This window comes from Streptomyces olivaceus, from assembly GCF_000721235.1.
Taxonomy (GTDB): domain Bacteria; phylum Actinomycetota; class Actinomycetes; order Streptomycetales; family Streptomycetaceae; genus Streptomyces; species Streptomyces olivaceus.
In genome coordinates, this window is sequence record NZ_JOFH01000068.1 from 1 (window position 1) to 13,414 (window position 13,414).

At 76.2% G+C, this 13,414-nt stretch carries 3 protein-coding genes; 1 reads left to right on the plus strand and 2 read right to left on the minus strand.

Annotated elements, in window-relative coordinates; genetic code table 11:
* Window positions 1-6,568: non-ribosomal peptide synthetase (locus tag IG94_RS0137170; protein WP_031048223.1), on the minus strand; the 6,568-nt coding region annotated here is incomplete at its 3' end.
* 302 nt (window positions 6,569-6,870) lie between these two features.
* On the opposite strand from IG94_RS0137170, the gene IG94_RS0137175 reads away from it, so the two are divergent.
* Complete coding sequence (locus tag IG94_RS0137175) at window positions 6,871-7,932, plus strand: methyltransferase (RefSeq protein WP_031048225.1); 1,062 nt, start codon at window positions 6,871-6,873, stop codon at window positions 7,930-7,932.
* A 60-nt stretch (window positions 7,933-7,992) separates the two neighbouring features.
* Here the strand turns inward: IG94_RS0137175 and IG94_RS44155 are convergent, their stop codons facing one another.
* Complete coding sequence (locus IG94_RS44155) at window positions 7,993-13,362, minus strand: type I polyketide synthase (RefSeq protein ID WP_157852402.1); 5,370 nt, start codon at window positions 13,360-13,362, stop codon at window positions 7,993-7,995.
* Between the last annotated feature and the right edge of the window lie 52 nt (window positions 13,363-13,414).

A 13,414-nucleotide genomic window follows, 5' to 3' on the forward strand; every position in this document is an offset into this window, starting at 1 on the left:
CCAACCGGTCCACGAACCACAACCGACGCTGCGCGTACGACAACGGCAACCGCCCCGGCCGCTCCCCCGCCACCACCGACGGACGCACCTGTGCCCCCGTCCACTCGTGCAGCCGCGCCGCGAGTCGCGCCGCCGTGGGGGCCTCGAAGACCGCGTGCACGGGGATCTCGACGTCCAGCACGGCGCGGATCCGGCCGACCAGGCGCACGGCGAGCAGTGAGTGGCCGCCGAGGGCGAAGAAGTCGTCGTCCGCACCCACCCTCGGTACGCCCAGGACCTGGGCCATGGCGGCGCAGAGCAGTTCGTCGTACGTGCCCGCGGGGCGCGCGGCACCGGCGCCGGTGGCGGGGTCCGGGACGGGCAGCGCGGCCCGGTCGAGTTTGCCGTTGACCGACAGCGGCAGCCGGTCCAGGGCCACGAACGCGGACGGCACCAGGTGGGCGGGGAGCAGGGCCGCGAGGTGGTCGCGCAGCGCGGCGGGCAGCCCGGGGACACCGGGACCGCTCGGCACGACGTAGGCGACGAGGCGTGTGTCGCCCGGGGCGCCGGGCACGTCGTCGCGGGCGACGACGGCGGCGTGTGCGACGCCTTCGTGCTCGGTGAGCCGGGTCTCGATCTCGCCCGGTTCGACGCGGAAGCCGCGGATCTTGACCTGGTCGTCGGCGCGCCCGGTGTACAGCAGGCGGCCGTCAGCGGTGCGGCGCACGGTGTCCCCGGTGCGGTACATACGGGTGCCGGCGGCTCCGTGGGGGTCGGCCACGAAGCGTTCGGCGCTGAGGCCGGGCCGGTCGAGGTAGCCGCGCGCCAGGCCGGCGCCCGCGACGTACAGGTCGCCGTCGACGCCGTCGGGGACGGGACGCAGGCGGGCGTCGAGGACGTACAGGCGGACGCCCGGCAGGGGGCGGCCGATGGTGGGGGCGTCCCCGGGGCGCAGTGGGCCGTCGGCGGCGGCGATGACGGTGATCTCGGTCGGACCGTAGGCGTTGCCGAACCAGCGGCCGGCGCCCCAGCGGTCGACGAGCGCCTGGCCGAGGGCCTCGCCGGCGACCAGCAGGGTGCGCACGGAGGCGAGTCGGTGGTCGTCCGCGACCATGCCGAGGACGGTCGGCGGGAGTTGCAGGTGGGTGACCGCGTGGCGTTCGACGACGTCTTCGAGGCCGGCGCCGGGCAGGAGCCGGGCTGCGGGGGCGACGACGAGGCGGGCGCCCGCGGCGAAGGCCGTCATGATCTCCCAGGTCGCGACGTCGAAGCCGATCGAGGCGAACTGCAGCAGGCTGCTGTCGGCGGTCAGGCCGGGCCAGCGGAAGGCGAGGAGGTTGACCGCTCCGGAGTGCGGGACGACGACGCCCTTGGGGATGCCGGTGGAGCCCGAGGTGTAGATGACGTACGCCGGGTGGGAGGGGTGGAGCGGGCCGGTGCGCTCGTCCTGGCCGATCGGGTCCGGGGCGTGTGCCGCGACGGCGGAGCGTACCTCGGGGTCGTCCACGACGATCGGCGCCGGCGCGGACCGGGGCACGGACGCGGCGTGGGCCGTGCCGGTGAGGACGGCCGCCGGGGCGGCGTCGGCGCACAGGTGGGCGACGCGTACGGCGGGCTGGTCCGGGTCGACGGGGACGTAGGCGGCACCGGCCCCGACGACCGCGAGGAGCGCGACGACGAGGTCGGGCGAGCGGTCCATGAGGAGCACGACCCGGTCCTCGGGGCCGACGCCCTGCCCGATCAGGTGGCGGGCCAGCCGGTTGGCGCGGGCGAACAGCTCGGCGTAGTCGAGCTGTTCGGGTGCGCCGTGGTGGTCGTGGGTGAGCGCGGGGGCGTGCGGGGTGGCGGTCGCGCGGTCGGCGAGGAGGTCGGCGAGAGTGCGGGCCGTGTCGGGCCGGCCGGTGTCGTTCCACTCGGTGAGGACGCGGTGGCGTTCGGCGGCCGGCAGGACGTCGACGTCGGCGAGCGGGGTGTCCGGGGCCTGTTCGAGGGCGTCGACGACGCGCTCGGTGGTGGCGTGCAGCAGCCGGGTGACGAGGTCGGGGTCGATCGAGGCGGCGGCCTGGACGTCGAAGGCGAGCGCCCCGCCGTCGTCGTCGACGGAGACGAGCAGCGGGTAGTTGGTGCGCTCCCGGAAGGCGAGGAGTTCCGTGCCGGGCGGCAGGACCGTGCCGGGGCCGCCCGCGGGGTTGTGCCGGTAGTTGAGTACGGCGGTGAACAGCGGTGCGGGTGGCCGCACGCCGCCGGCGCGCTGGGCGACGGCGAGCGAGGCGTGTTCGTGCACCATGAGCTCCGCGAGCTGGTGGTGCATGGCGTGGACCGCCTGTGCCACGTCGGTCCCCGCCGTGCGGGCGCGTACCGGGAGGGTGTTGATGAACATGCCGGGCACGTCGCCCGCGCCGTCGCCGGCCTGCATGCGGCCGAGGAGGAGGGTGCCGAAGACGACGTCGTCGCGTCCGGACACGGCGGCGAGGACCCGGGACCACACGACGTGCAGGACGGTGGCGGCGCTCACTCCGGTGCGCCGGGCCTGTGCGCGCAGCCGGGCCGCCACCGGTTCGCCGAGGACGGTGCGGCGTTCGGTGACGTCGGTGCCGCCGCCCCGGACCTCCCACACGCCGAAGGGGGCGGTGGGTTCGGTGACGTCGCCGAGGAGCCGGCCGAAGTGGGCGAGGTGTTCCTCGGCGGGGGTGGTGAGCAGGGCGCGGCCGACGAACTCGCGGTAGGGACGCGGTGCGGGCAGGGTTTCGCCCCGGCCGACGAGTACGGCGGTGGCCTCGCGCAGCACCAGGTCGAGCGTGGTGTGGTCCTGGGTGATGTGGTGCATGCGGACGGCGAGCAGCCGGCGGCCGGTGCCGGGTTCGGTGGCGGTGCGGGCGTCCATCAGCGGGGCGCGGCGCAGGTCGAGGGGCTCGTCGCCGTGGGCCAGCAGGCGTGCGACGGGGTCGGGTCCGTCGCCCAGGTCGGTCTCGGTCACGGGCAGCTCGGCGTGCCGGTGCACGACCTGCACGGGGTGCGGCAGGCCCGTCCAGGCCAGGGAGGTGCGCAGCACGTCGTGGCGGTCGATGACCTGGGCCAGCGCGACGAGGAACGAGTCGAGCAGCCGCGGGGTGTCGAAGCCCAGGACGTAGCGGACGACGTAGGGGTCGCCGTCGCCGCTGCCGCCCGCGGTGCCGGTGCCGGCGTTCAGGCGGTGGTGGAAGAAGAGGCCCTCCTGCAGCGGTCCGAGGGGGTAGACGTCGGCGACACCGGCCGCGCCGTCGGGCAGGGCGTCGGTGACGGTGCGCAGTTCGTCCTCGGTGAGGCCGGCCAGGGGGACCATCTCGGGGGTGAGGCGGGTGGCGCCGGGCGGGACGGTGCCCTCGGGGACCCGCACGGGTTCGGGGCCCGCCGCGGCGGCCAGCCGGGCGGGCGTCGGGGCGGTGAACAGGGTCCGCATGTCGACGCGGACGCCCCGGGTCCTGAGGTGGTCGAGGAGGCGTACGGCGAGCATGGAGTGGCCGCCGAGGGCGAAGAAGTCGTCGTCGGCTCCGACCGAGGGCAGGTCCAGGACCTCGGCGAAGGCCGTGCAGAGGATCTCCTCGCGGGCGGTCGCGGGGCCTCGGCCGCCCGCGGCGCCTTCCCGGTCGGGGGCGGGGAGCGCGGCGCGGTCGAGTTTGCCGTTGGCGGTGAGCGGCAGCCGCGCCAGCGGCACGCAGACCGAGGGCACCATGTGGGCGGGCAGCAGCGCGGCGGCGTGCTCGCGGGCCCGGCGTGCCAGTTCCGCGCCGGCCTCGCCGGTGGCGGCGGCCGGGTCGCGGGGGACGACGTAGCCGACGAGTCGCCGGTCGCCGGGGGTGTCGGTGCGGAGCACGACGGCCGCCCGGCCGATCGGCGCGTGGTCCAGGAGGGCGGCCTCGACCTCGCCGGGTTCGATGCGGAAGCCGCGCAGTTTGACCTGGTCGTCGGTGCGGCCCAGGTAGGTGAGGGTGCCGTCGGCGGCGCGGCGGGCCCGGTCGCCCGTGCGGTACATGCGGGTGCCCGGTTCGAAGGGGCAGGCCACGAAGCGTGCGGCGGTCGTCGCGGGCCGGTTCAGGTAGCCGCGGGCCACTCCCGACCCGGTGACGTACATCTCGCCGGGCACGCCGGGTGGTACGGGCCGCAGCGCGTCGTCGAGGACGTGGACGCGGGTGTGGTCGAGGGGGCGTCCCACGGGGCTGCCGCCGTGCGTGCCAAGTGCGGCGGCGGTGCCGGGGTCCAGGTCGAGGTGGGTGACGTGAACGGTGGTCTCGGTGATGCCGTACATGTTGACCGGGCGCGGGCCGTCGGTGCCGTGGCGGTCGTGCCAGTCGGTGAGCCGTGCGGGGTCCAGGGCCTCGCCGCCGAAGACCAGGAGCCGCAGCCGGGCACCGAGCGCGGCGGCGTCGCGGCGGGCGTCGGCCTGGTCGAGTTGCTGGAAGGCGGAGGGGGTCTGGCTGAGGACGGTGACTCCTTCACGGACCAGGAGGTCGTGGAAGTCGCCCGGGGAGCGGGAGGTGTCGTGGTCGACGACGACGAGGCGGCCGCCGGTGAGGAGGGCGCCCCACAGTTCCCAGACCGAGAAGTCGAAGGCGTAGGAGTGGAACCAGGTCCAGACGTCGTCGGTGCCGAGGCCGTACCGGTCGGCGGCGGACCGCAGCAGCGCCGTCACCTGGGCGTGGCCGACGACGACTCCCTTGGGGGCGCCGGTGGACCCGGAGGTGTGGATGACGTAGGCGGGGTGGCCGGGCCGCAGGGGGGTGCGGCGTTCGTCCTGGGTAAGCGGGCCGGCGTCGCGGGCGGCGACGGCGGTGCGGGTCTGCGGGTCGTCGAGCAGGACGCGGCGCAGGTCGGGAGCGGCGGCGGCGTGCGCGGCGGTGTCGGCGGTGGTGAGCAGGAGGACGGGGGCGGCGTCGGCGAGGAGCGCGCCGGTCCGGGCGGCCGGGTGGGCGGGGTCGGCCGGGAGGTAGGCGGCGCCCGCCTTCATGACCGCGAGCAGTGCGGTGACGAGGCCCGGAGTGCGTTCCAGCGACACCGCGACCCGGGTTTCGGGGCCCGCGCCGCAGGCCACGAGGTGGCGGGCGAGGCGGTTGGACTCGGCGTCCAGCTCGGCGTAGGTGAGGGTGGTCGCGCCGTGGGTGACGGCCGCCGCGTCGGGGTGGGCGGCGGCCCGGGCGGCGAAGAGGTCGGGCACGGTCGCCCCGGGCGGCGGGGCCGCTGCGCTGCCCGCCGCGGCGGGCAGCGCCTGGTGTTCGGCGGGCGAGAGGACGTCGACGGCGTGCAGGGGCAGTTCGGGGGTGTGCGCGACCTGCGACAGGACGCGCAGGAGCCGGCCGGCGATCGCTTCGGCGGTGGCGCGGTCGAACAGGTCGGCGCTGTAGTGCAGTTCGACGCGCTGTCCGGCGGGCCGGCCCTGCGCGTCGACGTGTTCCTGGACCTGGACGTCGAGGTCGTACTTGGCCAGCGGCGGCGCGGCGAACTCGGCGACGGCCGTGAGTCCGGGCAGGTCGACGGGGAGGCGCGGGGTGTTGTGCAGGGTGAGGTTGACCTGGAAGAGGGGGTGCCGGGTCAGTGAGCGGGCCGGGGCCAGGTCCTCCACGAGCCGCTCGAAGGGCACGTCCTGGTGGTTCATGGCGTCGACGGCGGTGCCGCGCACCCGCCGGACGACCTCGGTGAAGGCGGGGTCGCCGCTCACGTCGGTGCGCAGCACGAGGGTGTTGACGAAGAATCCGACGAGGTCTTCGAGGTCGGCCTCGTCGCGGCCGGCGAACGGGCTGCCGACGGGGATGTCCTCGCCGGCGCCGAGCTTGGAGAGCAGGACGGCGAGCGCCGCGTGCCAGACCATGAACATGGTGGCGTTCTCGTCCCGCGCGAGGTCGGCGAGGCGGGCGTGCAGGCCGGCCGGTACGTCGAGGCGGACGGCCCCGCCGTCGTGCGCGGAGGCGGCGGGCCGCGGCCGGTCGGTGGGCAGCGCGAGTTCCTCGGGGGCACCGGCCAGCGCCGCGCGCCAGTGGGCGAGTTGTTCGGCGAGCAGGCTGCCGGGGTCGTCGGCGTCGCCGAGCAGTTCGCGCTGCCACAGGGTGTAGTCGGCGTACTGCACGGGCAGGGGCGCGAGGTCGGGTTCGGCTCCGGTCAGGCGCGCGGCGTAGGCGGCGGAGAGGTCACGCCAGAGCGGGGCGGCGGACCAGCCGTCGGCGGCGATGTGGTGCAGGGCGACGACGAGTGCCGAGGTCCGGTCGTCGACGGTGAGGAGGCGGGCGTGGAAGGGGATGCCGGCGGCCAGGTCGAAGACGTGCCGGGCGGTGCGGCCGATCTCGTCCTGCAGCTCGTCGGCCCGTACCTCGTCCTCGGTCAGCAGGTCGTCGAGTTCGCCGACGGGCACGATCTCCTGCACGGGCTCGCCGTCGACCTGGGGGAACCGGGTCCGCAGCGCCTCGTGGCGGGCGACCACGTCGTGCAGCGCCGCCCGCAGCGCGGTCACGTCCGGCCGCCCGGTCAGGTGCAGGACCAGCGGAACGGTGTAGAGGGCGCTCGGGCCTTCCAGCCGGTCCACGAGCCACAGCCGGCGTTGCGCGTAGGACGCAGGGATCACGTGCACTCCTCCATGCGGGCTGGGCCGTCGGTCGTGTCCGCGCGGGCCGTCCACGGAGCGCTTCGCGGCCCTGTGCGGGCAGTAGTGATGGTGCTGAGGAGCGGCGGACACCGGCATCGGTGGGAGCCACAGTTACGAGCGGCACGGGTGCGCGGGCACCGGGCGGCGGAGCGGGTCGTCCGGTCGCGGGCGACGGTGTGCCCGTAACGGCGGGGATCGTCGTTGCCGCCCGGTTCGTGCCCGCCTAGCGTGCCGGGACCACCGTGGCGTGCCGGCCGACGCCTTTCCTTCCCGGGAGAACGATGAAGAACGCCGTCCACGAAGACGCTCACGAGGACGACCCGGTCCTCGAACGCTTCCACTTCCTCGTCAACGCTCCGGCGCTGTTCAACGCCGTCACCACCGCCGCCGAGCTGAGGATCTTCGCCTTCCTGTCGGGAAGTCCCGGCGCGAGTGCGGCGGAGATCCGGTCGTTCTGCGGTCTGCCCGCGCACCAGTTGCGGGTGCTGCTCCAGGCGGTGTGCACGACGGGGCTGCTGGAGCGGCGGGGCGGTGTCTACCACAACTCGTCCGTCGCCGAGGAGCTGCTGGCCGCGGACGAGGAGCCGGACAGCTGGAGTCACATTCTGACCGGCTGGAAGGAGGTCTACTATCCCGCGTTCGCGGACATGACGGCGGCGCTGCGGGCGGGCACCAACACCGCCCTGTCGGCGCATCCCGGCGACGAGCCGACCCTGTACGGGCGGCTGGCCCGCAATCCTCCGCTGGAGGAGGTCTTCCACCGGGCGATGACAGCGTTCACGCTGCGTTCGGTGGACGCGCTGATCGGGCAGCCGGTCTTCGAGGACGTGCGGCACGTGCTCGACGTGGGCGGCGGCGACGGCAGCACCTCGGCGAGGCTGGTCGCACGCCATCCGCGGCTCAGGACGACGGTGTTCGACATGCCGAGCGTCTCCCGGCTCGCGTCCGGGGCTGAGGCGGGGGCGCGGTCGGAGCGGGTGAGTGTGGTGCCCGGTGACATGTTCACCGATCCGTTCCCCGAGGGGCCGGACGCCGTGCTCTTCAGCCATGTGCTGGAGATCTTCGACGAGGAGGCGATCCTGCTCCTGCTGAAGAAGGCGTACGACGCCCTGCCCGTGGGCGGCAGGGTCATGGTGTACGGCTACAACGTCTCCGACGACGAGACGGACGGCGTGTTCGGCGCCCGGCTCGGGCTGTACTTCAACGTGCTGGCGAGCGGCCGGGGCATGGCCTATCCGGCGCGCGACTACGAACGCTGGCTGACCGAGGCCGGGTTCGGCGAGGTCGGGACCGTTCCGGGGCTGCCCTACGAGCACGGGCTGAGCCTGGGCGTCAAGCGCTGACCGTACGCACGCGGGCGGGGCCGGCCTCCGGGTCGGCCCCGCCCGCGTGCGTACGGCGTGTCAGTCGCGGTTCCGGGGGCGCAGCCGGGGCCGCGTGCGGGCGCGCGGGGCCGTGCAGAGGCCGAGCAGGTGGTCGGACAGGGTCTGCGGGGTGGGGCATTCGAGGACGGTGGCGGCGCTGATCTGGAGGCCGGTCGCGGCGCCGAGACGGTTGCGCAGCCGGGTCGCGGTGAGCGAGTCGAAGCCCATCTCGACGAAGCCCCGGTCGGGGGCCACCACGGCGTCGGTGCCGTGGCCCAGCACCAGGGCGGCGTGGGTGCGTACGAGCCGCAGCATCTCGGCGCTCCGCTCGCTCGCGGGCAGCGTGCCGAGGCGGCGGCGGAACTCCTCCGGGTCCTCGGCGCTGGTGTCCTCGCGCGCGGATCCGGTACCGCGCACGGCGTCGCGCAGCGCGGGAACGCCGTCGAACAGCCTGGCCGTCGGCCGCGCTCCGGGCGTGGCGGCGGCGTGGGCCGCGACGCGTTCCCAGTCGGCGTCGAAGACGGCGGTCCCGGTCTCCCGGGCGCGGACGGCCCGGCCGACGGCCCGCAGGGCGAGGTCCGGGCGCATCGGGAGCAGGCCGCCGTCCCGGGCCGCGGTGTCCTCCGTGGTGTCCTCAGCGGGTTCCGCACCGGCCCACGGGCCCAGCGCGACGCGGGTCACGGGCAGTCCGGCGCTTCGGCGCTCCTCGGCCAGGGCGTCCAGGAGGGCGTCGGCCAGGGCCGGTCCGGCCCGCCCGGGGGCGCCGACGGTGGCGGCGAGGGTGGTGAGGAGGACGAAGGCCGCCGGTTCGGTCCGGTCGCGGGTGAGGTCGTGCAGGTGCCGGGCGGCCCGGGCATCGGCCCGCAGCGTCTCCTGGAGCCCGGGGGCGGTGTGCTGGGCGAGGGTGCTGCCGCCGGACGCGGTGCGGGTGGGCACGACGACGGTGAGGGGGCCGGTCGGGGGGATGCCGTCCAGCAGGGCGGCCGCCTCGGCACGGTCGCCGAGGTCGCGGGCGGTGACATCGACGCGGGCGCCGAGTGCGGTGAGTTCGGCGCGCAGGGCCTCGGTCGCGGGCGCGGGCTCCGGGGGCGTTCCGGCCGTGGCGGTCGCTGTGTCCGCCCCGGTCGGCGCGGCCTGCGGATCCGCCGGGGCGGGGCGGGTGACGAGCAGGAGGTGTTCGGCGCCGCCGCGGGCGAGGTGCAGGGCGACCTGCCGGCCGAGGGGGCTGGTGCCGTCGGTGACGACGACGGTGCCGGTGGGTGGCCACGGGGTGGCGGGGCCGGCGTCGACGGTCGCAGGGGCGGGGGCGGGTGCGGCGGCGGGCGCCTGGACGACGCGGCGGGCGAAGAGGCCGGCGCCGCGGACGGCGATGTCGTTCTCGAACTCGTGGCCGCTCTCCCCTTCGCCGTCGGCCGCGCTGTGCCCGAGGACCGCGGCGAGCCGGCCGCCGGTCCAGGCGTCGATCCGCTCGGGCAGGTCGACCGTGCCCGCCCAGTGCCGGGAGGACTCCAGGACGGCGACGCGTCCGAGTGCCCGCACTGCGAGTTGTTCGGGGTGGTGCACCCGCTCGGCCGGGCCGACCGCCGCGGCGGCGCGGGTGGCGTGCCACACCGGGGCCCGGCTGCCGCTCTCCTCCAGTGCGCGCAGGAGCGCCAGGGTGAGGACGGTTCCCCGGGGCAGCGCGTCGTGCGCGGGGTGCCGTCCCGGGGCCAGGGCGAACAGCGACAGGATCCCGGAGACGGGCCCGGCGTCGCCTGCCGCGGACCGGATGTGCCCGGCCAGTGCGGCGTCCCCGGCGCACGGCAGGAGGACCGGCCGCACGCCCCCGGCGGACAGTGCCGCGACGAGGCCGGTGACCCACGGGTCGTCGGCCTGCTCCGCGTGGACGGGGAGGATCCAGGTGCCGGCCGGTGCCGCCGGGGGGACGGCGGCCGTCGTCCAGGCGGTGCGGTGGCGCCATCCGTCGACTCGGGCATCGTCGTCGCGTCGCCGGCGGTAGGCGGCCAGGAGCGGCAGCAGCGTGGCCGCCGACTCGGGGTCGCCCAGGCCGAGTTCGGCGGCGAGGGCGGCGTCGTCGCCGTCGTGGGGGACGAGGCCCGCGTGCCCGGGGCCCCGGGCGCCGCCTTCCGAGGGCAGCCAGTACTCGGTCCGCTGGAAGGCGTACGTGGGCAGGTCGGCGGTGGACGGCGCGTCGTCCGGGACGCCGAGTACGGCGGACCAGTCGATGTCCGCGCCGCGTACGAAGAGCTGCCCCACGGTCTGGGTCAGGGCGGCTGCCTCGTCCTCCGCCGCGTGCCCTGCGTCCCCTGCGTGCTCCGCCTTCTTCGCGCGCAGCGTGGGGATGAACTCGGCTTCGGGGGCGCTGTCCTGGCCCATGGCGGACAGTACGGCGTCGGGGCCGATCTCGAGGAAGGTGGTCACGCCCCGGGCGGCCAGCGCGGCGACCCCGTCGGCGAAGCGGACCGGTTCCCGCACGTGCCGCACCCAGTGCTCCGGCTCGACCGGCCGGTCCGAGGGCAGGAAGTCGCCCGTCAGGTGGGACATGACCGGGATCTCGGGCGCGGCAGCGGCGAGGCCGGCCAGTTCGGCGCGCAGGGGGGCCAGCACGGGCTCCATCAGCGGCGAGTGGAAGGCGTGGGAGACGGTCAGCCGACGCGTCCGCGCGCCGCGCTGTTCGAGCCGGCCGACGATCTCGTCGACGGCGTCCGCCGCTCCGGACAGGACGACGGAGTCGGGGCCGTTGACGGCCGCCAGGCCGACCTCGTGGGAGCGGCCGGCCAGCAGCGGCTCGACCTCGGCCTCGGGCAGCCGTACGGCGACCATCGCGCCGTCTTCGGGCAGGCTCCGCATGAGCCGGCCGCGGGCGGCGACGAGCGTGCACGCGTCGGCGAGGGTGAGGGCACCGGCGACGTGGGCCGCGGTGATCTCGCCGACGGAGTGGCCCGCGACCGCGTCGGGGCGCAGGCCCCAGGAGGCGAGGAGCCGGTACAGCGCGACCTCGACCGCGAACAGCGCGCACTGGGCGTGGAGCGTCCCGGTGAGGGTGCGTGCGGCGGTCTCGCCGGTGTCGAAGACGACGTCCCGCAGGGGCGGTTCGTCGGGGAGCAGGGCGTCGAAGCGGGCGCAGACGGCGTCGAAGGCGGCGGCGAAGACCGGGTGGGTGCGGTGGAGCTGTCCGGCCATGCCCGCGCGCTGGCTGCCCTGGCCGGTGAACAGGACCGCCGTGCGCCCGGCCGGTGCGGCGCCCGTCACCAGGTGGGGCGCGGGCCGTCCGGCGGCGAGGGCCGCCAGTCCCGAGGCGAGGTCGTCGTGCTCCTCGCCGGTGACGACGGCCCGGTGGGTGAACGGCGACCGCCGGGTGGCGAGCGCGACGGCCAGGTCGCGCGGGGCGGGGGCGGCGCCGGGCGGCTGCTGCCGCAGGTGCGCGAGGAGGCGGCGGGCCTGGTCGCGCAGCGCGGCCGGGGAGTGCCCGGAGAGCACCCACGGCAGGGCGCGGACCGGGAGGCCCCCGGAGGCGCCGGGGGTGGCCGCGGTGTCCGGTGCGGGCCGGCGCTCCCGCGGCGCCTCCTCGATGATCACGTGGGCGTTGGTGCCGCTGATGCCGAACGAGGACACGCCGGCGCGCCGGGGCCGTTCGCCGGCGGGCCAGGCGACGGGGTCGCGCAGCAGCTCGACGTCGCCGCTCGTCCAGTCGACGTGGTCCGACGGCTTGTCGAGGTGCAGGGAGCGGGGCAGTACGGCGTGGTGCAGCGCCTGCACCATCTTGATGACACCGGCCGCCCCGGCGGCGGCCTGCGTGTGCCCGATGTTGGACTTCACCGAGCCGAGCCGTACCGGGACCCGGTCGGCGCGGTCGGCGCCGTAGGTGGCGAGGACGGCCTGTGCCTCGATCGGGTCGCCGAGCCGGGTGCCGGTGCCGTGCGCCTCCACGGCGTCGATGTCGGAGGTGGTGAGGCGGGCGTCGGCGAGGGCGGCGCGGATGACGCGCTGCTGGGACGGTCCGTTGGGGGCGGAGAGGCCGTTGGAGGCGCCGTCCTGGTTGGTCGCCGTACCGCGCACCAGGGCGAGGACGGGGTGGCCGCTCCGGCGTGCGTCGGAGAGCCGTTCCACCAGCAGGACGCCCGCGCCCTCGGCGAGCGAGGTTCCGTCCGCCGCCTCGGCGAACGGCTTGCAGCGCCCGTCCGGTGCCAGGCCGCGCTGCCGGCTGAAGCCCATGAGGGCGCCCGGACCCGGCATCACCGCGACTCCCCCGGCCAGGGCGAGGTCGCACTCGCCCGCCCGCAGCGCCCGGACGGCCAGGTGCAGGGCGACGAGGGAGGACGAGCAGGCGGTGTCGACGGTGACGGCCGGGCCTTCGAGGCCCAGGACGTAGGCGATCCGTCCGGACACCACGCTGCCGGCGGTGCCGGTGATGAGGTGGCCCTCGGTGCCTTGTCCGGCCTGGTGGAGGCGGGGGCCGTACTCCTGGTAGTGCGAGCCGACGAACACCCCGGTCCGGCTGCCGCGCAGGGACGCCGGGACGATGCCGGCCCGTTCGACGGCCTCCCAGCCCGTTTCCAGGAGCAGTCGCTGCTGGGGGTCGGTGGCCAGGGCCTCCACCGGCGAGATGCCGAAGAACTCGGCGTCGAAGCGCCCGGCGTCGTGCAGGAAGCCGCCCTCGCGGACGTAGGCCCGGCCGGGTGTGTCGGGGTCGGGGTCGTACAGGGTGTCGAGGTCCCAGCCCCGGTTGGCGGGCAGCGGGCCGATGGCGTCGCCGCCGGAGTCGACGAGCCGCCACAGGTCCTCGGGGGTGGTCACGCCTCCGGGGTAGCGGCAGGCCATGCCCACGATGGCGATCGGGTCGTCGGACGTGGACGTACCGGGTGCCTCGTGGCCGTCCCGGCCGGGCGCGGTGGCCGTGGGCTCCGCCTCGTCGGCCTCCGCTCCGAGGACTTCGCCGAGGAGGTGCCCGGCGAGGGCGGAGCAGTTGGGGTGGTCGAAGGCCAGCGTCGCGGGCAGCCGCAGTCCCGTGGCGGCGCCGAGCCGGTTGCGCAGGTCGACGGCGGTGAGCGAGTCGAGGCCGAGGTCCCTGAACGCCCGGTCCGGCGCGATCGTGCCGGCGTCCGCGTGCCCGAGCACGGTGGTCACCTGGGCGCGGACCAGGTCGAGGAGGGTGGCCCGGCGTCCGGCGGGCGGCTGCCGGAGCAGGGAGTCCCGCAGCGCCGTGCCCCGGTCTCCGGTGCCGGGGGCGGCGTCGGTCAGGCTGCGGCGCCGGGGTGCGGCGGGTTTCCGGGCGAGGCCGCGCAGCAGGGGGTGGTCGGCGGCGTCGCCGGCCGCGAGGGAGCGGGGGTCGAGGCACGCGGCCAGGACCGCGCTCTCGGGGGACCGTTCGGCGGTGTCGAGGAGTCGCAGCCCGTCTTCCGTCGACATCGGCAGCACACCCATACGACGCATCCGCGCCAGATCCGACCGCTCCAGACCC

What these genes read in the sequence shown, in the direction of transcription:
- IG94_RS0137175 (WP_031048225.1), top strand. Translation starts at nt 6,871, where the DNA reads ATGAAGAACGCCGTCCACGAAGACGCTCACGAGGACGACCCGGTCCTC.
- IG94_RS44155 (WP_157852402.1), bottom strand. Translation starts at nt 13,362, where the DNA reads ATGTCGACGGAAGACGGGCTGCGACTCCTCGACACCGCCGAACGGTCC.